The organism is Methylobacterium aquaticum (genome assembly GCF_016804325.1).
Classification (GTDB): Bacteria; Pseudomonadota; Alphaproteobacteria; order Rhizobiales; family Beijerinckiaceae; genus Methylobacterium; species Methylobacterium aquaticum_C.
In genome coordinates this window covers 5,154,081-5,171,996 of record NZ_CP043627.1, presented here as the reverse complement: position 1 = coordinate 5,171,996, position 17,916 = coordinate 5,154,081, and the positions used below count along the sequence as shown (strand labels likewise).

The 17,916-nt window shown below is 66.2% G+C and carries 21 protein-coding genes and 3 pseudogenes; 6 read left to right on the top strand and 18 right to left on the bottom strand.

The features are described from left to right. Positions 1–8: 8 nt before the first annotated feature. The 9 genes and pseudogenes from F1D61_RS23615 to istA all read right to left on the bottom strand — a co-directional run. Positions 9–665, bottom strand: a complete 657-nt coding sequence (locus tag F1D61_RS23615) for a hypothetical protein (RefSeq protein ID WP_203154519.1) — start codon at positions 663–665, stop codon at positions 9–11. 2 nt (positions 666–667) lie between these two features. Further along, positions 668–880 (bottom strand): tail protein X, encoded by a 213-nt coding sequence (locus F1D61_RS23610; protein WP_203154518.1) that lies wholly within the window; start codon positions 878–880, stop codon positions 668–670. After that, on the bottom strand, positions 880–1,269 hold the full coding sequence (locus tag F1D61_RS23605) for a hypothetical protein (protein WP_203154517.1): 390 nt from the start codon (positions 1,267–1,269) through the stop codon (positions 880–882). The genes F1D61_RS23610 and F1D61_RS23605 overlap by 1 nt, the downstream gene beginning before the upstream one ends. 7 nt (positions 1,270–1,276) lie before the next feature. Further along, the gene (locus tag F1D61_RS23600; RefSeq protein ID WP_203154516.1) at positions 1,277–1,765 is read right to left on the bottom strand and encodes a hypothetical protein; all 489 of its coding nucleotides are present in this window, start codon (positions 1,763–1,765) and stop codon (positions 1,277–1,279) included. Then, entirely contained in the window at positions 1,735–2,784 is a 1,050-nt protein-coding gene (locus F1D61_RS23595; protein WP_203154515.1) for an integrase catalytic domain-containing protein, read from the bottom strand. Before F1D61_RS23595 ends, F1D61_RS23600 begins: the two co-directional genes overlap by 31 nt. 39 nt (positions 2,785–2,823) lie before the next feature. Beyond that, positions 2,824–3,015 (bottom strand): DNA-binding protein, encoded by a 192-nt coding sequence (locus F1D61_RS23590; protein WP_203154514.1) that lies wholly within the window; start codon positions 3,013–3,015, stop codon positions 2,824–2,826. Further along, the gene (locus F1D61_RS23585; RefSeq protein WP_203154513.1) at positions 3,012–3,209 is read right to left on the bottom strand and encodes a hypothetical protein; all 198 of its coding nucleotides are present in this window, start codon (positions 3,207–3,209) and stop codon (positions 3,012–3,014) included. Before F1D61_RS23585 ends, F1D61_RS23590 begins: the two co-directional genes overlap by 4 nt. A 172-nt stretch (positions 3,210–3,381) precedes the next feature. Next, positions 3,382–4,113 carry an IS21-like element helper ATPase IstB gene (gene istB / locus F1D61_RS23580; RefSeq protein WP_203159236.1) on the bottom strand — a complete coding sequence of 244 codons (732 nt, stop codon included), beginning with the start codon at positions 4,111–4,113 and terminating at the stop codon, positions 3,382–3,384. 5 nt (positions 4,114–4,118) lie between these two features. Further along, positions 4,119–5,612, bottom strand: a pseudogene (gene istA, locus F1D61_RS23575) (IS21 family transposase); the annotation flags it as partial. A 123-nt stretch (positions 5,613–5,735) separates the two neighbouring features. Between istA and F1D61_RS35440 the strand changes: the two are divergent. Then, a complete protein-coding gene (locus F1D61_RS35440; RefSeq protein ID WP_432443172.1) occupies positions 5,736–5,924 on the top strand; it encodes a ribbon-helix-helix protein, CopG family in 189 nt (62 codons plus the stop codon). 46 nt (positions 5,925–5,970) lie between these two features. After that, positions 5,971–6,507, top strand: a complete 537-nt coding sequence (locus F1D61_RS23570; protein WP_203154511.1) for a hypothetical protein — start codon at positions 5,971–5,973, stop codon at positions 6,505–6,507. 22 nt (positions 6,508–6,529) lie between these two features. On the opposite strand, the gene F1D61_RS23565 is transcribed toward F1D61_RS23570, so the two are convergent. From F1D61_RS23565 to F1D61_RS23550, 4 genes and pseudogenes are all read right to left on the bottom strand, one after another. Continuing rightward, complete coding sequence (locus tag F1D61_RS23565; protein WP_203154510.1) at positions 6,530–7,075, bottom strand: recombinase family protein; 546 nt, start codon at positions 7,073–7,075, stop codon at positions 6,530–6,532. Positions 7,076–7,591: 516 nt separating this feature from the next. Further along, positions 7,592–8,218: a diaminopimelate epimerase gene (gene dapF, locus F1D61_RS23560; protein ID WP_203154509.1), complete on the bottom strand. Its 627-nt coding sequence runs from the start codon at positions 8,216–8,218 to the stop codon at positions 7,592–7,594. A gap of 31 nt (positions 8,219–8,249) precedes the next feature. Beyond that, complete coding sequence (locus tag F1D61_RS23555; RefSeq protein WP_203154508.1) at positions 8,250–8,762, bottom strand: GNAT family N-acetyltransferase; 513 nt, start codon at positions 8,760–8,762, stop codon at positions 8,250–8,252. A gap of 145 nt (positions 8,763–8,907) precedes the next feature. Then, positions 8,908–9,222 (bottom strand): annotated as a pseudogene (locus F1D61_RS23550) (VOC family protein); the annotation flags it as partial. Positions 9,223–10,072: 850 nt separating this feature from the next. Between F1D61_RS23550 and F1D61_RS23545 the strand changes: the two are divergent. The 3 genes from F1D61_RS23545 (at position 10,073) to F1D61_RS23535 (ending at position 11,559) form a co-directional block, all read left to right on the top strand. Then, positions 10,073–10,432, top strand: coding sequence for a type II toxin-antitoxin system RelE/ParE family toxin (locus F1D61_RS23545; RefSeq protein WP_203154506.1), 360 nt, complete (start codon positions 10,073–10,075; stop codon positions 10,430–10,432). A gap of 31 nt (positions 10,433–10,463) precedes the next feature. Beyond that, positions 10,464–10,760: a helix-turn-helix domain-containing protein gene (locus tag F1D61_RS23540; RefSeq protein ID WP_203154505.1), complete on the top strand. Its 297-nt coding sequence runs from the start codon at positions 10,464–10,466 to the stop codon at positions 10,758–10,760. 304 nt (positions 10,761–11,064) lie between these two features. Continuing rightward, entirely contained in the window at positions 11,065–11,559 is a 495-nt protein-coding gene (locus tag F1D61_RS23535; RefSeq protein ID WP_203154504.1) for a ParA family protein, read from the top strand. On the opposite strand, the gene F1D61_RS23530 is transcribed toward F1D61_RS23535, so the two are convergent. Continuing rightward, positions 11,514–12,494 (bottom strand): IS110 family transposase, encoded by a 981-nt coding sequence (locus tag F1D61_RS23530; RefSeq protein ID WP_203153548.1) that lies wholly within the window; start codon positions 12,492–12,494, stop codon positions 11,514–11,516. The two genes, F1D61_RS23535 and F1D61_RS23530, sit on opposite strands and share 46 nt — an antisense overlap. Before the next feature lie 402 nt (positions 12,495–12,896). Continuing rightward, positions 12,897–14,000, bottom strand: coding sequence for an asparaginase (locus tag F1D61_RS23525; protein WP_203154503.1), 1,104 nt, complete (start codon positions 13,998–14,000; stop codon positions 12,897–12,899). A gap of 200 nt (positions 14,001–14,200) precedes the next feature. Here F1D61_RS23525 and F1D61_RS23520 point away from each other — a divergent pair, with 200 nt between their 5' ends. Further along, positions 14,201–14,386: a DUF3606 domain-containing protein gene (locus tag F1D61_RS23520; RefSeq protein ID WP_203154502.1), complete on the top strand. Its 186-nt coding sequence runs from the start codon at positions 14,201–14,203 to the stop codon at positions 14,384–14,386. A 443-nt stretch (positions 14,387–14,829) separates the two neighbouring features. Here the strand turns inward: F1D61_RS23520 and F1D61_RS23515 are convergent, their stop codons facing one another. The 3 genes and pseudogenes from F1D61_RS23515 to F1D61_RS23505 all read right to left on the bottom strand — a co-directional run bounded on the left by F1D61_RS23515 (position 14,830) and on the right by F1D61_RS23505 (position 17,655). Further along, the gene (locus F1D61_RS23515; protein WP_203154501.1) at positions 14,830–16,119 is read right to left on the bottom strand and encodes an amidase; all 1,290 of its coding nucleotides are present in this window, start codon (positions 16,117–16,119) and stop codon (positions 14,830–14,832) included. 3 nt (positions 16,120–16,122) lie between these two features. Beyond that, entirely contained in the window at positions 16,123–16,959 is an 837-nt protein-coding gene (locus tag F1D61_RS23510; RefSeq protein WP_246775493.1) for a hypothetical protein, read from the bottom strand. A 16-nt stretch (positions 16,960–16,975) separates the two neighbouring features. Beyond that, a pseudogene (locus F1D61_RS23505) lies at positions 16,976–17,655 on the bottom strand (DUF2848 domain-containing protein). Between the last annotated feature and the right edge of the window lie 261 nt (positions 17,656–17,916).

Here is a 17,916-nt window from a genome sequence, read left to right as displayed (position 1 = left end):
GGCGGGCCTCAATAGGATCCAGGCTGGAGCAGGTCGACGAGCGCGCCGCCGTCGTTGGCCCACAGCGACAAGCGGCCCTCGATCCGGGCGACCCCCCAACGGGCGGTGGTCAGCGCGGCCAGCGCCGCCGCCTGGGTCGCGTAACTCGGGGCGGCAGCGGCGAGCGTACTGGCCTCGACCTGATCCAATCGGTCGCCGAGACCGGTGAGATCGGCCGAGAGGCCGGAAATATCCTGCGTCCGCAGGCGCACGACGGCCTGCGCCAAGCCACGCAAGGTCTCCTCGGCCGCGCCGAGGCCGTAATCCAGGCTCGCCAGGCGTTCGCCGACGGTGCCTGCCGCGACGGTCCCGAGGATCTGCTGGCGCGCCGCCTCCACGATCGGGGCGACCATCACGGCGAGCAGGTACTGCGTGAGTTCCGCGACCTGGAAATCGTAGGCCCCGCCGCCGCGCAAGGCGCTGACGAGATCGGTCGCGCTGACGAGCGCAGGCACCTGCGGCGTCGGGAGGGCCGTGCCGTCAGGGACCAAGTTGCCCTGGATCAGCTCGTAGGCAGCCGCGAAGGGCGTGAGTTCGACCGTCGAGCCGACCCCGGCGTGAAGGATGCCGGCGACGCGATCGCCCGCGAGCGCCGTCACGGTGTAGGTTTGCAGCGCGTCGGCCATGACTACTCCCAGGGACGGGTCAGCGCCGGATCCGGCGTGGTGGCAGGCTTCGCAGGGACGCGGATCTTGCGACCGCGCACGAGATAGGCCCCTTCCGCGGCGAGCCCTGGGTTGGCAGCAAGCAGCGCCTCGACCGTGCCGCCGGTGGCCGTGCCGTAGAGCCGGCCTGCAATCCGATCGATGCGCTCCCGATCGGTCTGGACCTCGTAGACCATCACCGCCGGCCTCCCACGTAGACCAGGTCCATCTCGACGCCGACGCGGCGGCCGACGCCGTCGAAGGGGTGGAGGTGCGTTTCGTCGATGTAGAGGTGCCGGATGCGCACGAGGCCCTGCATGCGGCCGAGGTAGTTGCCGCGCAGGCGGTAATAGTTCACCGCCTCCTCGCTCTCGTGATGGCGCTGGAGCCACTCGACGGCGTCGAGCCCCCCGATCACGTGCGGGAACGTCACGGCCTCGAGCCGGGTCCGCGCCTCGCCCAGACCGGTCGCCTGGTAGTCCATATCGACCCAGGTCGGCGTGCCGGGAACGCGCGCCTCGCTCTCGGTGCCGATCCGCTGCGGGTTGAGGCCGAGACGACGAGCTGCGCTCGACCGATCGCGCACAGGGTCTTCATGCCATCGCCTCCGTCTCGACGGAGGTGGTGCAGCCAACGTTCGGCACGATGTCGTGGGTGACCACGACAGCCTCCAATTTGGCCTCGTCGATCGGCGTGCCGAACCCGGTGCATTGGACGGGCGCCCCCGACACCGCAGTTGGGTCGCCCGCCTTGGTGAACAAGCCTTGCTCATTCGCTGAACTCCACTCCTGCGCCGCCGCATCGGCCAGGGCCTTGGCGGCATCCTTCGACTGCGCGGGATGCGGCAACGCATCGCCCGCCTTGCCGCTGCCGCCGCTCTTTTCCTCGCGCTCGAGGGTACCCTTGTCGTTATCGAGGTAGCTCGCCGAGACCTTCTGGTACTCGAACCGCGGCTCCAGCTCGTAGTCGAACGAGTAATTCTCTTCGAAGGGCATCTGGATCGTGGGCAGCGCCTGACCGCTCGCACTCTCGCCCGAGCCGCGCTTGAGGATCAGGATACGGCCGTCGAGCGGCTTGACCACGCCGCCGTTCTCCTCGGCGAGCTGGGTCGCGAAGTCGATGACGCTCTGGTTCCAGCGCAGCAGGTATCCGCCCGGGACCGCCCGCTTCGCGATGTCGGGATGGACCTGGACCTGCCCGTTGCCTTTGACAGCTCGCGCTCGATGGCGAGATGGGCAAGAAGGCGCTGGAATGACTTCGGCGTGAAGTCGCTAGCGTTGTCGGTCTTGGTCCGCTCCGGCACGCCCCAGGCGAGGATCGCCCGGCGCAGCATCAGGCCGACCGCCTCGGCCTGCGGGATGCGCGAGACGTAGACGACGATGCGCCGGGTGTAGATGTCGAGCGCCAGGTAGACCGAATGGCGACCGTCGACGCAGAGCGCATCCATCGGGCTGGCGTCGATCTGCCAGAGCTGGTTCGGACGGACGATGCCGTGATCGGTGTTGGAGCCCGAAGCGCGGAACCGGCTCTTGAACCCATCCGGGTTGGTGATGGCGGTGAGGTGGACCTTCTCGGTCTCCTTCCAGCGCTTCAAGGCCTCTTGAACGGTACGCATGGGCGGGAGCGGCACCCGCTCGACCACGCCGCCGGCCCGCATCACCTCGACCGTTTCGCCGAAACGGGCCAGCAGAAGGCCGCGGATGTGATCGGCGGAAAGGTGTGGTTGATGAGCGATGAGCGCGAGAGTGAACACGCGCACCTGACCGCTCTCGGCGCTGTCCATGATGCCGGTACCGCGGCGGCGGGCGCCCTGATCGACGGCGAGGCTCGCTGTCCGGCCCGCCTTGGCTTCTGCCCCCCAGCGCTGAAGCGTACGCAGGGAGAGCCGCGATGCGGATTGGCGCATCCACTCGGGCAGGTCGGCCCGCCCGGCCAGCACTTCCTCCACGAAGCGCAGATCGGCATGGCGTCGTGGCAGAGAAGCTTGACGCTGGAATTGGTCGGCAGCGGCCAGGATAGCCAGGCGGGCATCCCGCGCCTCAGCCGCGTCTGCCCGCAGGGCTGCAGCCTGGGGCTCGGCTTCGGCCGCCCGCTGCGCCAACAAAGGAACGACCTCGGCGACGAAGCGGCTGATATAGGCCTATCGCGCTTCTGGCGGCAGGAGATCGAGGTGGTATTTCACGCCGCCTCCGGCGCTGGCCCGGCGGCGGCAGAGGCCCGTGCGGGCGCTCCAGTCCTGGCTCTCGGCCAGGGCATTGATGTTGCGCTTGGTCGCCGGGAGGCCCGGCAGACCGAGATCTGCAATCTCCGCCGCGCTGAGCCAGAGCTTCATGCGCGGTCCTGCTTCTGCATGAGGCCGGCATGGTCGAGGAAGCGGCGGCGCCCCTTGGCGTCGAGCTTGCCCCAGTTCGAGACGATGCGGCGGAACAGCTCTTCCTGCGGGTCGCCCTCGCCAGTCGGAGCAACACCTGCTGCGGCGCGTGCCGCAGCAACCGTCGCAGTCCCGCGCTCCACATGGAGCTTCACCAGGGCGATCTGGCGTTCCTGTCAAACGGCATCGGAACGGGACCCCTGATCGGCGTCCAATCGGGCCCCCTTGTTGAGCATGCGCGACGCCCCTGCTCAGCCCGGCGAAGCGGGTCGGGGTGGCGCAGCCGGGCTGAGCAGGGGGCCAGGATGAGCCGCGCACAGGCCGCCCTCACGCCCGGTTCTTGAAGCGCCAGCTCTCGTTGCCGGTCTCGACGATCTCGCAGTGGTGGGTCAGCCGATCGAGCAGTGCCGTCGTCATCTTGGCGTCGCCGGCAAACACGCTCGGCCACTCCCCGAACGCCAGGTTGGTCGTCACCACGATCGAGGTGGTCTCGTAGAGCCGGCTGATCAGGTGGAACAGCAGCTGACCGCCCGACTGCGCGAACGGCAGGTAGCCGAGTTCGTCCAGCACCACCAGGTCGGGCCGGGCGAGGTGGTCGGCGATGCGGCCCTGCCGGCCGGCTCGCGCCTCGGCCTCGAGCCGGTTGACGAGGTCGACCACGTTGTAGAACCGGGCCCGCGCCCCGTCCCGGATGCACGACCGGGCGACCGCGATGGCCAGGTGCGTCTTGCCCGTGCCGGTGCCGCCCACCAGCACGACGTTGCGCTGGTGGGCCAGGAACTCGCCGCCGCAGAGGTCGCGCACCAGACCTTCGTTGATCGGCGTCCCGGCAAAGGCGAACTCGGCGAGGTCCTTGGCCAGGGGCAGCTTGGCAATCGTCATCTGGTAGCGGATCGAGCGCGTCTGCTTCTCGCTGATCTCGGCCTGCAACAGGTCGCCGACGATCTGCTGCGGTTCGTGGCTGCGCTTGAGGGCGACCTTGATGATCTCGTCGTAGGCCGCCTTCATCCCGAACAGCTTCAGCTCGCCCATGGTGGCGAGGATCTGCTGACGTTCCATCATGGGGCTCTCCTCAGGCTGTCGTAGCGGGCACAGTCGGCGACCGGCTCGTGGCGCAGCCGCAGGCTCTCGGGCGTCAGCAGCGAGACGGGCGCGGGCGGCTCCCGCTGGCGGGCCAGGATGTTGAGCACCACGTCGGCCGAGTGCACGCCCTCGCGCAGCGCCTCGGCGCTGGCCGCTTCGACCGCGGAGAGGCCGTCGCCGAGCACGGCGGTGAGGATCTCGACCATCTGGCGGTCGCCGTCGGCGCTGCCGGCGAGCTTGCGGCGGATCCGTTCGAGGGCGGCGGGCAGGACCCAGTCCTTGAACGGTGCGCCGTTGCGCAGCGCGCCGGGCTTGCGGGCGAGCACGGGGACGTAGTGCCAGGGGTCGAACACCGTCTGGCCGCGTCCGAAGGCCCGCGGGTGCTCGGCGACGACGCGTCCGTCCTGGCGGATCTCGATGCGCTCGGCATAGGCGCGCACCTCGACCGGGCGACCGATGGCCGAGGCCATGACCGAGTACTTGTTGTTGTCGAAGCGCACCAGGCAGGTCGAGGACACGGCCGCCGGGACGGCGTGGAAGCCGTCGAAGCGTCCGGCGTAGGGGACCAGGGCTCCCCGTTCGGCTTCGAAGGCCTGCCAGATCGTCAGTTCGCGCTGCTCGGGATGCGGGTGGGCCTTGGCGTAGGCGACGACCCCGTCGAGCAGCAGGGCGTTGAGCTCGTCGTAGCTTCTCACCCGGACGCGCGGGGTGAACAGGCGCTCGCGCACCAGCCCGACCTGGTTCTCGACCTGCCCCTTCTCCCAGCCTGACGCGGGCGTGCAGGCCACGGGCTCGACGAGGTAGTGCGAGCACATCTGCAGGAAGCGGCGGTTGTAGGCGCGCTCGCGCCCGACGAAGATCGTCTCGACCGCGGTCTTCATGTTGTCGTAGATGCCCCGCTGGCAGGTGCCGCGGAAGAAGGCGAACGCCCGGTCGTGGGCGTCGAAGACCATCTCCTGGCTCTCGCGCGGATAGGCCCGCACGAACAGCATGCGCGAGTGGCAGAGCCGGACGTGGGCGACCTTGACCGTCGTGGTGACGCCGGCGATCAGCACGATCTCGTGGCTCCAGTCGAACTGGTAGGCCTCACCCGGGGCGAAGGCGAGTGGCACGAAGGCGGGAGCCGTCACGCTGGCCTGCTGGCGCTTCCACGTCTTGGCGTAGCGGCGGACGGCATCATAGCCGCCCTCGTAGCCGAGCCCCCGCAGCGCCTCGAAGATACGGGTCAGCGTCAGCCGCTCCCGCGCCGGCTTCCCCGTATTGGCCGCCAGCATCCGGTCGAGCTCGTCGCGCCAGGGCCAGAGCTTGGGTGCAGGCTGGACGCTGCGGGTGTAGCGGAAGGCAGTTGCCTCCGAGCGGATCACCTTCCTGACGACCTTGCGGGAGAGCTTCAGCTCCCGGCAGATCTGCTTGATCGGCTTATGCTGCACGAAGTACGCGCGGCGGATCTTCGCGACCGTCTCCACGACCAACATCCTCCGCGAGCCTCCCGTTCCGAATGCGGGAGGCAGTCTGGATGAAGTATCCTGGGGGTCCCGTTTGGACGCCGATCACCCCGGAAACGGGGTCCTTATTCCACGCCTAATCACAATCCTGAATTGGCCGAGGAACGGCAGGGGGCGACGTTGCAGCTCATCACCCCGCGGGCGCGGACGGGCGAGCGGGTACGGATCAACATCACGATAGACAAGGGGCTCTTGCGGCAAGCCGACGAGGTCGCAGAGGCGCGGGGCGTAACACGCTCCGGCCTGATCGAGGCCGCGCTCACGGCTACCATCCCAGCTTGAGACCGTCCCGATTATTCGAGCCCTAACCGCGATCGGAGATTTATCAATGAGACATTTCAGAATTCATACCGCAACTGGTTATATTTTTGTAGATGCTCCGTTCAAAAATGCGGCAGCCTTGAAATATCTTGATGAAGAGGGGATCGGCAACCTCACATCTCTTGCTTCTTTAGAAGAGCTTGAAGAAGCTTGCAATAGCACAATAGACGAAATCGTTATTATCAAGCTTTCATTGCGGATCCGTTATTATGTAGGCTCTGGCTTACATGCTGGTGGCAGTGTCGATGTTTATGTAACGGACGGTAATCACAACCCTCTTGAGCCGGTACAGCCTGGTGGCTGGTGCATCTTGCTGAAAAATTGGCAGATGGGCTTCGATCCGGACGGCGTATATCGCGGGCATCATCTCAGTTGCGGTCTGGACCGCACTAAATGGGCGGCGTTTGAAGCGAAGCACTTAGATAAGCGGTTCGCGTCCCGTGAAAAGGCGATCGCCGCTGCCAAGCGGTGGGTCGCCGCCGTTCGCAGGGAGACGGATCTCAATGGGGATGGCGGGACCGGGCTCGTATTCCGGCTTAGATAGCCTGCAACGAGAGGAGTTCTGGCTACGGCGCGGCCTTGAGCACCCGGTAGACGCTCGCCCGACCGATCCCCAATCGCCGGGCGATCGCCGAGGCGCCAACTCCCTCTTCCGCCAGACGGCGCACGGCTTCCAGATCGACCGTGCGCGCCCGCTTGTAGACGCCGGCTGCTTTCGCCTTTGCGATCCCCTCAGCCTGGCGCTCGCGCCTGAGGTTTGTCTCGAACTCGGCAAAGACCCCGAGCATGTCGAGGAAGGCCTTACCGGCGGCGGTCGAGGTGTCGATTGGCTGCTCGGTGGCGAGCAGCCCGGCCCCCTTCCCTCTCAACTCACGCACGATGTCCTGGAGGTCGCCGATCGAGCGCGCCAAGCGGTCGACGCGGGTGACCACCAGTGTGTCACCCGCGCGCACGAAGGCCAGCACGGTACGCAGCTCGTCACGGCCGATGGTCGAGGAGCCGGACACCTTCTCGGACCGGATGATGTCGCAACCAGCCGCCTTGAGGGCGGCGAGCTGCACGGTGAGGTCCTGGTCGAGGGTGGAGACGCGGGCGTAGCCGATCCGGGCCATGGAATGTCTCGTAGGCTCTAGATGAGCCCTTGTAGCTGTCTCGCAAGCCATCCGACAACCCTTTGAGGCAGGCCGCAGGCGTCTCACCGAAGTTGCCTCGCAGGGTTGTACCCAGCGAACATGTGCGGGAAACCCCTCAGGCCGCGTTTTCGCACCTTCTATCGATCAGACAGGGTTTGTCGCGTAACCTTCACAGTCAGGCTTCCTGTGTGGAGCTGCCGGCGTCTCACTACCCGCGCGACCATGCCGGGAAAACACATGTTTTCCGTACAACCGGGCCTAGTATGCCGAAGACTGCCCTGGGTGGAAAGCAGATCGTCAACTGTCGGGTGAACGACCACGAGATTAAGACCATGTGCCGCTAAATACTTGCTCGACTGGCCCCTTTAGAAACACTCCCCCGATCCCGTCCCATCTCACTTCGAACTGGCCACCATCACATTCGACCAAAACTTGATCGTTCAGGTGGCCTCGCCGGATCCCGTTCACGACCGCGCCGCACGCACATGAGCCCGATCACAACGGAATGCCGCCACCGCGCTCCCAGATGCGCAAGCGGATGCCAGACGGGCTCAAGATCTGCACGAAGTGGACGTTAGTCTTTTGGGGAAACAGTGGATCGCTTTCGATCCTTTGTCCAACTCCAATTACGTCAGCGTTCTCGAAATCGTCGAGGAAGAGGCTACAATGCGGATTTCCCATGCTACAGGCGGCAGGCTCCCCCAGGATTGGTAGTCTCAGCGTGTCCAGCTTACGATCGATCGGGATTTCGTGCCACAAGAAGAGTGGCCGCCCCATATCGACCGTGATCAGCCCATCTGCTTCCTTGGTGCACGTGAGAAGTCCATGGTTGGTCCTGACTATAATCTTTAAGCGATCGGTCTCCCGAAACAGCTTCCATGCAACACCTCGCGTCGCACTTCCGCAGGCATCTAGTGTTGTGCCGTCAGGGTTCCAAAAGGTGAGGCGCGCATCCGCATCCTCGCAATCGACGATTACAGCAAGCTGATTGAAGCCAATCCCACGATTGCGATCACCCATTTGTTCGATCAATCGACGGTCGATGATGTTTTTGCGACCGCGCATATCAACTATGACAAAATCATCGCCGTTGGCGTGCATCTTTTCGAACGGTAGGAGCATGGCCGGCTCCGTATCTTGTGGTAGTGGCAAGCTAGAGATCTCGACGCATGACGTAGTTCAGATAGCGCTGGTCCTCTATCTCGTAGTGGGTTTCCCCCGCCTTCTGGAATGACTGCCGCTGGTAGAAGGCGATAGCATCTGTATTTTTGGCATTGACAGCAAGCCAGACACGGGAATGTCCGCTGGATCGTGCGGAGTCCAGACCTGCGTTCGGAAGCGCAAGACCCCTGCCGGTCCCCTGATGGCGCGGCTGAACGTAGAGGGTCGCGATCTCGACGTCCGAGCAATCGGCAACCGGCGCCACGGCACTCGCAACCAGTTCGATCATGCCGTCGATCCCTACGACATTCTGTGAAACCAGGATTGTGCGCTGCCGGTCCGCGATGCGACTACGAAGCCGCTCGGTTGCGAACTCGCGGAAGGCATGGTCAGCAAAGAAGCCGCTGATGCCTTCACGAATGTAAGTCCCAAGCCATACCTCGATAGACAGAGCGGCCAAACTCGACGCATCGGAGAGTTCGCCCTTCCGGATCAATACATCCACCTCCACGCTCCTCTGATATAGCGGCGTTTGTCTCGGCTAACTGAGCACGTACATGTCGGCCAAGGAAGCGATCGTTGCTAAGGGTAGCTTTCGAGAACCCAGCGGGAGCCCCTGGAGGGCCGTCAGGGGTGGAAAGCGGCCTTGCTTAGAACTCAGCGTATAGCTCGATGACGTTGTCTTCCGGATCGCGGAAAAACAGCGTTCGGTGCCGCCACTTCGGCAGATCGGTGGGCTCTCGCAGGATCGGAACGCCCTTGGCGACCAATTCCTTGTGGCACCGATCAACGGCGTCGAGAGGGACGCGAAAGGCAAGTTGAACTGCTACCGATCCTGATGGCCTCGGCCCATCGTCGCAGACCGACCACGGCCCGCGTGGGCGCAGCGTCAGAAGTGTCGAGCCGATCCTGAAGCTCACCCAATTCTCGATGTCCTCGGCCACTGTGAAGCCCATGACGGTCTCGTAGAACGCACGGGTCTACTGCATCCTGCTGCACAGGATCACGGTGTAGTCGAGGTTAGTAATGCCGCCGAGGCTCATTGCCATCTCCGCTCGTATGGCGAAGCTATCGAACTCAGCGGCAGTGAGCTAGAGACCGAAAACAGCCTCTGAAACGCCTGGCAGGGTCAAAGCCCGCATGCCTCACCGGCCATCTCGGCTGTACGGAAAACACTTGTTTGCCGTACAGCCTAACCTGACATGCCGGATGACTGCTCGGGTGGAAAGCTGCCGTTACCAGCAGGTCAACCCGTTAAGGGCAAGGTCTGCGCAGGCAAATTATAGGCAGAATGTGCATGTCACGAGTTCGGCGGACTAGGATGCTGGCTGCCATTGGCGGCCAGATTATATATTTACCGGTGCTAATATCTTCTTTCGAGAAATTGCCAGCATCGTTGGAATATGAATTTTATGCTGCGGGAACGATCTGCCTCGGCTTATTCTGGTTCCTCAGGCGCCATGAGGATGTGAAGAAACATGAAGCGATTATAGAGCACGAGGTTTCGGCATTCCGCCTTCGCTACCCGTGGCGTCCTCTCGCAACCGCTATTCTGATATTTTTTGGTATAGGCGTAGTTGTGTTCGGGGGCTAATTTGAATTAACGGCATCACAGGCGGTTGCCATTGGCATCGCACTTTGGAGTATACCGCATTTAGTTGAAGATATCATGTTCAGTGGCCGCCGCTCGTAGAAGACTGCTAAGGGTCAGACGCAGACGGCGCGCTACGACCCTGATCTGCAACGAGCGGGCCAAACTGTCCACAGCACATCATAAGCCATTGACTTACATCGTCCATTGACTTACGCCTGCTCATGTCCAAGCCGCTTCACACCGTCGTCGAGACCCCCAACTACCTCGCCGACGCGAAGCGGGCGGGCATGACCGAGGTGGAGCGCCAACGCTCGGTCAACACTTACGCCAAGACGCCGGACTACGGCGACGAAATCCAGGGCTCCGGCGGCTTTCGCAAAGGTCGGGTCGCTGGCCGCGGCAAGGGCAAGTCGGGCGGTTACCGGGTGGTCTCGATCTACCTTGACGAGACGATCCCGGTGTTCCTCGTTGCCGTCCTCAGCAAGGGGGACCGCGAAAATTTCACCGATGCGGAGGTTGCCGAGTTCAAGAAGGTGGCCACCGCAATCAAATCGGCTCGCCGGCGCAGCAAGGAGCGCTGATGAACCTGCAACCCTCCACGTGGTGTCTCCGATGACCGATAGCTTCACCCGCATCCTGAGCGGCGCCGAGAGCGCCTTGGCCTACATGGAGGGCAATCCTCCCGAGGGGACCATTGTCCACGTTCCGGACGATCTAGACGTGGCCGAGATCCGGACTAGGACCGGCCTCGCTCAGCCGGCCTTTGCGGCGACCATCGGCGTTTCGCTGCATACCCTCCGGAACTGGGAGCAGAAGCGCCGCCGCCCGGAGGGGCCTGCCCGCGTGCTCCTAGCAATGGTCCAGAAGCGGCCGCAGGTGGTGCGGGAGATCCTTGGCCAGGTGGCCTGATCGCCAGCCTCCGATGGCTATCGCCGGACGAGGCTGGCGTCACTGAAGCGGAAGATATGATGACGAAGTTCGGCGATGGATCGACGATCGAGCCGAGACCGCGCGGAAGGAGTGCCGTCAGCTCCGACCGGTAGCGCGAGGAGCAGCTTCACGCTCGTTCCGGGGCGCATCGATATGGAGCACCATGCTGTGGCAGGGTAGCACTGTAGCGCTACGGTGCCTTAGCACGGTAACATCATGCGTTCGAAGTGCTTTCATACTGTGGCATTTACCTGCTACAGCGCTACAGCATCACAGGTGAGACATGCGGACTCGGACACTCGTCACGCAGAAGGGAGGCGTCGGGAAAACGACGCTGGCAGCCTCCCTCGCCGTTGCTGCCGCACAGGCTGGCGAGAAGGTCGTCGCCCTTGACCTTGACCCGCAGGGATCGCTTGGCGCCTGGGGCGACACCCGCACAGCGGATGCGCCTGCTGTTGATCGGCTGCCCGCCGACCGGCTCGGCGAGCTGCCTGCCATCCTCAAGGCTCTGAAGGCAGAGGGCTACACCGTCGCGATCCTCGACACCGCAGGCGTATCCTCGACTGGTGGCAACCTCGCGATGCAGGCTGCGGATCTCGCCCTCGTGCCGGCTCGTCCCTCGCGCCTCGACCTACAGGCCACGATGCCGACCATTGAGACCCTGATGCGGCTCGGGATGCGGGATCGGTTCGCCTTCGCGCTGAACCAATGCCCGCCCGGACGGTCATCAACTCAGTTGGCTTCGGTTGCGAGCGCGATTTTTTGCTCCTCGGCGTAGGCATCGCGCAGGCGTGCGTTGGCGATGACGAGGAGGCGTCGCATGATGGCGACGATCGCCACGATGGGCTTTTTGCCCGCTGCGATGAGGCGCTGGTAGGTGTCTTTGAGCACGGGGTTGAAGCGGGTAGCGGTCAGGGCGGGGAGGAACAGAGCCTGCTTGATCTCGGGCCGTCCGCCCTTTGTGCGTCGGTAGCGCTCGGTGGTCCCGCTCTGGTTGGGATGCGGGGCGAGTCCGGCCAGGGACGTCGCCTGGCGCCGGTCGATACGGCCGAGCTCGGGCATCAGGGCGAGCAGGATGATGGCAGAGGTGTCGCCGATGCCCTTGATCGAGGTCAGCGCCTTCTTGGCCCGGCTGAGCGCGGCGGCCTTGCGCAGGGTCTCGGCCATCGCCTCCTCGATCGCCTCGATCTGCTCGGACAGGGCGGTGATGAGGGTTTCCAGATAAGCCTGGACGGGTCCAGATCCCGGCGCGGCCAGACGATTGCGGTTGGCGGTGCGCTGAGCCACGAAGTCGGCGCGGGTGAGCACCAGGCTCTGGAGGTTTTCCTGATCGGGATCAGGGGCTTGCCAGCGGGCCAGGGAGGTGTGGCGCTCCCGGCCGTAAGCCGCCAGGGCCTTGGCGTCGAGGGCGTCGGTCTTGGCGAGGGTGCCGTAGGAGTGGATGAACGCCTTGACCTTGCGGGCGTCGGCGCGGTGGGCGGGGCATCCGACGGCGAGGAGAGCGGCCAGCAGAGCATCCTCGTAGCCGCCGGTGGCTTCGCAGATGACGAGGCAGGTCGCATCGAGGTCCGCTTTGGCGGCGAAGGCGGCGAGGTCCTTGGGCTTGTTGGGGATGGTGTGACGAGCGTTGCCGCGGCTGTCGTGGAGGACGATCTCGGCTTTGCCGACATCGGCTCCGATGAAGCGGGTGGGTGAGGTGGCGGGTTGGGTCATCCGGGTCTATCCTGAGGCCGCTTGGGATTGTCTGCGGGCGTCGAGGAGAGGCCCAGGCAACTCATCAAGCGTGGCGAGGAATGCGGACCGGCGAGCCAGATGACGACGGGCGCGAGCCCCATCCCGGGACGCTCGACCGATCCGCGCCCGGTCCGGATGGCCATCCGGACCGGGCATCCCGCCGAGGCGGAACGGGATCACTCTACAACCGAACCAACAGACAATCCCGGGGCTCGCCGAAGGCGAGAACCCGGGATCCATAACCGCCGGCATTTGAGGACTAGGCGGAACCCGCTCCGATTCTTTCTCCAACGTCAGCGTTTATGGATCCCGGGTTCCGCTTTCGCGGCCCCGGGATGACGGTGGAGGGTTCCAGTCCGGTGACCCCGATCAAGCAGGCCCTCAATACTCCCAGAAAATCCGCTGCAGCTCCTTGCTGTCGCTGGTCTTGGTCATCGCGACCGCAGCCAGGATCTTGGCCTTCTGCGGGTTCAGGTCGTGGGCCACGACCCAGTCGTACTGGTCGTCGGGCTGCTCGGCGTTGCGCAGCACGAAGCCGTCACCGACGCGCGAGGAGCGGATGACGACCGTGCCCTTGGCGCGCAGGTCCTTGAGGGTGTCGACGGCGTAGCCCGCCACCGAGCCGTTGCCGGTTCCGGCATGCACGATCGCCTTGGCGCCGCCCTGCACGGCGGCCGTGTAGGCGGCCGGGTTCATGTTGCCCGAGCCGTAGACGATCGCGACCTCCGGCAGGGTGTCGATCGTCTCGATGTCGAACTCCGACGCCGTGCCGTGCCGCTTCACCGGAGCGCGGAACCAGTAGGTCTTGCCCTCGACCACCATGCCCAGCGGTCCCCACTGGCTGGTGAAGGCGCTCGGCTTGATGTTGACGCGCTTCGTCACGTCGCGACCGGCCTGGATCTCGTCGTTCATCGTCACCAGCACGCCCTTACCCTTCGAGGCCGGGCTCGCCGCGGTGGCGACGGCGTCGGCGAGGTTGAGGGCGCCGTCGGCCGAGATCGCCGTGGAGGGCCGCATCGAGCCGACGACCACGATCGGCTTGTCGCTCTTCACCACGAGATCGAGGAAATACGCGGTCTCCTCCAGGGTGTCGGTGCCGTGGGTGATGACCACGCCGTCGACGTCGTCCTGCTTCAGGAGGGCCGAGACGCGCTTGGCGAGCTGTACCAGCTGCGCGTTGGTGAAGCTCTCGGAGGCGATCTGGAACACCTGCTCGCCGCGCACGTTGGCCAGCCCGCTCAAGGACGGCACCGCGGCGATCAGCTTGTCCACCGGCACCTTGGCGGCCTGGTAGGTGGCGCTGTTGCTGGCATCCGCGCCCGCGCCCGCGATGGTGCCGCCGGTGGCGAGGATCACCACGTTCGCCTTGGCGGGCGCGGCCGGCGCGGTCGTCGCCGTGCCGGGCATCTCGCGGGCGAGGGCGGGGCCGGCGAGCGGCAGGCCTGCGAGCATCAGGGCCGCGAGAGCGGGACGGAGACGGCGCATGGTCTGTGTCCTTGTGACGAGGAAGCGAGGCGCGAGCGGGTAGCAGCCTCTCGTGCTTCCCGCCAGCGTTGCGCGCGATGCCGCGGCGGTCCGGAGGCCGGGCCGGCAACTTTTCGAGGAATCGAGCGTTCTTCTGATACAAGACGCGGTGCGTCCCGTGCCAGCGGCGACTGGCTCACTCGACAGTTCAGGATTCGACCATGTCCGTTTCCCAGGACGCTCTCAAGCCGCGTTTCGCGCAGCATATCGACATCCACTGCCCGGATGACCGCGCCTATTGGGCGGGGCACTTCGGTGTGAGCGGCGATGAACTGCGCAGTGCCGTGAAGCTGGTCGGGTCGCGGGTCGCGACGGTGGCGGCGCATCTGGGCCGTCAGGCGGCCTGATCTGTCGGAAGTTGGGCGCTGCGGGTCGTGATCGGTCCGCGGCGTTTTTTATTGGATTTTGTCTGAATCATCCGGCCCGTGATTGCCTCGACGGATTTTCGAGGCGATCCATTCCAGGGGTTTTCTCACGGTTTTCATACCCTCCTTGTCATTCCGGGCTCCGCTTTCGCGGCCCCGGGATGACAATGAGGGTGAGAGTCTGTTTGACTTGCGAAAATCTAGCTGCGAGGACCTGTCCTATCCCTCTCGCGACCTCATCCTGAGGTGCGAATGAAAGGAGCCTCGAAGGAGGGCTCCAGAGGTCTTCGCGATCCCTGGAGCCCTCCTTCGAGGTCAGTCGATTTTCAATCGACTGACACCTCAGGATGAGGTCGTGTGTGGGAGTAAGTGCTCGAGCCAATCCAACAGACTCTGAGAGAATCGTCGAGCGTGTAAACCAAGCCTTACTCCCGCAACGCTGCCTCGACCCCCGCCGCGATCTCCAGGAGCCGCCGGTCCTGGCCATGGCGGGCGAGCAGCATCAGGCCGACGGGCTTTGCCTGGCCCGGCAACGGCAGCGAGATGCCGGTGAGATCGAACAGGTTCCCCACCATCGTGTTGCGCAGCATCAGGAGGTTGAGCCGCGAGAATGCCGCGTCGTCCTCCGCCACCGCGGCGATGGCGGGCGCGGTGATCGCGGTCGCCGGCAGGGCCAGCACGTCGAGGGGCGTCAGCCGCTCGTCGCCGGCCGCGATCAGCGCGGCGCGGTTCCGCATCATCCGGATATAGGAAGCGGCCGTCACCGTGCGGCCGCGGGTGATGCGGGCATGGACCCGGGGATCGAAGGCGGCTTCCTCCGCGTCGAGCCAGTCGGCGTGGATCTCCGCCGCCTCCACCGCGGCGATCGGACCCGCCGCCGTCGCCTCGGCCATGCGGGCGAGGAGATCGTCGAAGTCCGTGTCGTGGATCCGGGCGCCGGCCGCGCTCAAGGCCGACAGGGCGGCCTCGAAGGCCTGCGCCACCACCGGCTCGGTCTCGGTGAACAGCAGGCCGCGGGGCACGCCGATCCGCAGGTCGCGCAGCGGCGCGGCCCGCAAGGGGTGGTACTCCTCGCCGGCCATCACGGCGTCGGCCGCCGCGCAGGCCTCGACCGAGCGGGCGAGCGGGCCGATCGAATCGAGCGAGGGTGAGAGCGGGAAGGCGCCGGCGAGCGGCACCCGGCGGGCCGTCGGCTTGAACCCGACCACGCCGTTGAGCGCCGCCGGGATGCGCACCGAGCCGCCGGTATCGGTGCCGACGGCGATGTCGGAGGTGCCGAGCGCCGCCGAGACGCCGGCCCCCGACGACGAGCCGCCCGGCACCAAGCTCGGATCGGCGGCGTTGCCCGGATTGCCCCAATGCGGGTTGAGGCCGAGGCCCGAGAAGGCGAACTCGGACATGTTGGTCTTGCCGACGATCACCGCGCCGGCCCGGCGCAGGCGGGCGACGACGGGCGCGTCCTCGAGCGCGGCTTGCGCCTTGCGTCGCAGCGAGGAGCCGGCGGTGGTCGCCTCGCCCTGCACGTCGAACAGGTCCTTGATCGACACGATGGTGCCGTCGAGGGCGCCGAGCGACAGGCCGGCCTTGCGCCGGGCATCCGCCGCGTCGGCGGCGGCGCGCGCCGCCTCCGGGTAGAGCTTGGTGAAGACGTGCCGGCTCGCCGGCGCCTCGATCAGGGCGAGGCGGCGTTCGAGGTCGTCGCGGATCGTGCTCATCGCTTAGGTCTCCAGGGAGGGCGTGGGGCGCCGGCGGCTCGCCAGCAGGATCCCGCCGTTCCAGATCAGGGTCGTCAGCAGGGCGAGCGACAGGGCCAGGGCCGGCCCCAGCCGTTCGACCGTGAGGGCGAGGGCGAACAGGGCCGCCACGAAGCCGAGGAGCCCCGGCAGGCTCAGCACCAGCACCGTCGCCACCGCCGCCCCGCCGATGCGCGGATGCAGGATCACCGCCAGGCTCACCATCACCACGGGCGCGAAGGCGAGGATGCCCGCGGCCCCCGGGCCGGCGAGCCGCCCGGCCAGCACCACGGCGACGACCAGCGCCATGACGATGCCGGCCCGCACCAGCACGTCGCTGGCTCGCCTCGGGCGCGCCGACGGCGGGCCTCCCTTGCGCCAGGGGTAGCAGGCGCCGACGCAAGCTAGGATCACCAGGATGGTGGCGAGGCCGCCGCTCGCCAGGCCATCGCCCATGAGGCGGGGGAGCAGCAGCACCGCGGCGAGCCAGATCGCCAGGGCCGCCGCGAGCGAGACCGCGACGCCGTGCCGGCGGGCGAGGCCCGCATAGGCGGCGATGAACAGGGCCGTGGCGGCGATGGCCGGCAGGCTCGCCACTGCGCTGTCGCGCAGGAACCCGGCATCGTGGTCAAGCGCCAGGAAGACGTAGGCCGGCCCGGCCGAGACCGGCAGGGTCGCGATCATCGCGCCGACGAGGGGGCCGGTCCGCTCGACCGCGAGCGAGGCGAGCACCACGATCGCGGCGCTCGCCAGCATCTTGGCCAGCAGCGCCGCCCAGAAGGCGGCACCGATCCCGCCAAGGGTTCCCGCGAGCGTCGTCACGGCCTCCATCGCGGGGTCAGGCCACCACGGGCAGGACGGCGATGTCGTAGGCGTGGGTCAGCGTGCGCGCGAGCACCGGATCCTCCAGCTCCATCTCGAACCGGTCGGCCGGGCGGATGCCGCCGATCGCCCCGAGGGTCCCGCCGAACATCACCGTGCCGGGGGAAGCTCCGGACCGCCGGGACGGCGCGCCATGAGATCGCCCGGGGTGCGGAGCGCCGTCAAGCGGCCCTCCTGGTACAGCACCCGCTCGCCGCCGATGGTGGCGTAGGCGCGCAGCACCAGCGCGTCCCAATGCGGCTCGACCTCGTCGAGGCGCCACAGGCCGGTGCCGACCGGCTTGCCGCACATCTGCTTGGACAGCGCGATGCCGACGGTCTCGGCCTTGCGGTCGGTGTGGTCGGAGCCGAGCCCGAGCCAGAGCCCGTCGGCGAGCGACACGATCACCGGCTCGGCCTCGCCGGAGGAATCCGGGCCCAGCACCTCGAGGCGGGGGGCCTGCGTCAGGGTCGCGGCGGCGGCCCGGTAATAGACCGGGACCGCGGAGGGCGGCGGCACGCCGATCGCCGCCAGCTCGTCGATGTGGTGGCGGATCGCCGCCTCGTCCCGCCCGGCCCAGCCGGCGATCACCAGGGAGTCGGGGTGAAGTGCGATCGTATCCCGGCGGCCGGCGGCCTCGCGATGGAAGGTCAGCATGGTTGTGGAATCCTCGTATGCAATCTTTGCCTGTGAGCCTATCTGACCCATCCGACAGTCCTGGCACCCTCCGCGTCATCCCGGGGCCGCGAGAGCGGAGCCCGGGATCCAGAACCGCTGATGGTTCAGAAAAAGGCGGATCGCGTTCCGCTTGGTTCTATTCCGACCGCGGTTCTGGATTCCGGGCTCCGCTGCGCGGCCCCGGAATGACGCGGTGGATGCGAGGTCTGTAGAGGGCAGTCAAAAGCGCTCTGATCTGTT

Coding starts and splice junctions, on each gene's coding strand:
- F1D61_RS23615 (WP_203154519.1), bottom strand. CDS start 665: ATGGCCGACGCGCTGCAAACCTACACCGTGACGGCGCTCGCGGGCGAT.
- F1D61_RS23610 (WP_203154518.1), bottom strand. CDS start 880: ATGGTCTACGAGGTCCAGACCGATCGGGAGCGCATCGATCGGATTGCA.
- F1D61_RS23590 (WP_203154514.1), bottom strand. CDS start 3,015: ATGAAGCTCTGGCTCAGCGCGGCGGAGATTGCAGATCTCGGTCTGCCG.
- istB (WP_203159236.1), bottom strand. CDS start 4,113: ATGGAACGTCAGCAGATCCTCGCCACCATGGGCGAGCTGAAGCTGTTC.
- F1D61_RS23570 (WP_203154511.1), top strand. CDS start 5,971: ATGAGACATTTCAGAATTCATACCGCAACTGGTTATATTTTTGTAGAT.
- F1D61_RS23565 (WP_203154510.1), bottom strand. CDS start 7,075: ATGGCCCGGATCGGCTACGCCCGCGTCTCCACCCTCGACCAGGACCTC.
- dapF (WP_203154509.1), bottom strand. CDS start 8,218: ATGCTCCTACCGTTCGAAAAGATGCACGCCAACGGCGATGATTTTGTC.
- F1D61_RS23545 (WP_203154506.1), top strand. CDS start 10,073: ATGTCCAAGCCGCTTCACACCGTCGTCGAGACCCCCAACTACCTCGCC.
- F1D61_RS23540 (WP_203154505.1), top strand. CDS start 10,464: ATGACCGATAGCTTCACCCGCATCCTGAGCGGCGCCGAGAGCGCCTTG.
- F1D61_RS23535 (WP_203154504.1), top strand. CDS start 11,065: ATGCGGACTCGGACACTCGTCACGCAGAAGGGAGGCGTCGGGAAAACG.
- F1D61_RS23530 (WP_203153548.1), bottom strand. CDS start 12,494: ATGACCCAACCCGCCACCTCACCCACCCGCTTCATCGGAGCCGATGTC.
- F1D61_RS23525 (WP_203154503.1), bottom strand. CDS start 14,000: ATGCGCCGTCTCCGTCCCGCTCTCGCGGCCCTGATGCTCGCAGGCCTG.
- F1D61_RS23520 (WP_203154502.1), top strand. CDS start 14,201: ATGTCCGTTTCCCAGGACGCTCTCAAGCCGCGTTTCGCGCAGCATATC.
- F1D61_RS23515 (WP_203154501.1), bottom strand. CDS start 16,119: ATGAGCACGATCCGCGACGACCTCGAACGCCGCCTCGCCCTGATCGAG.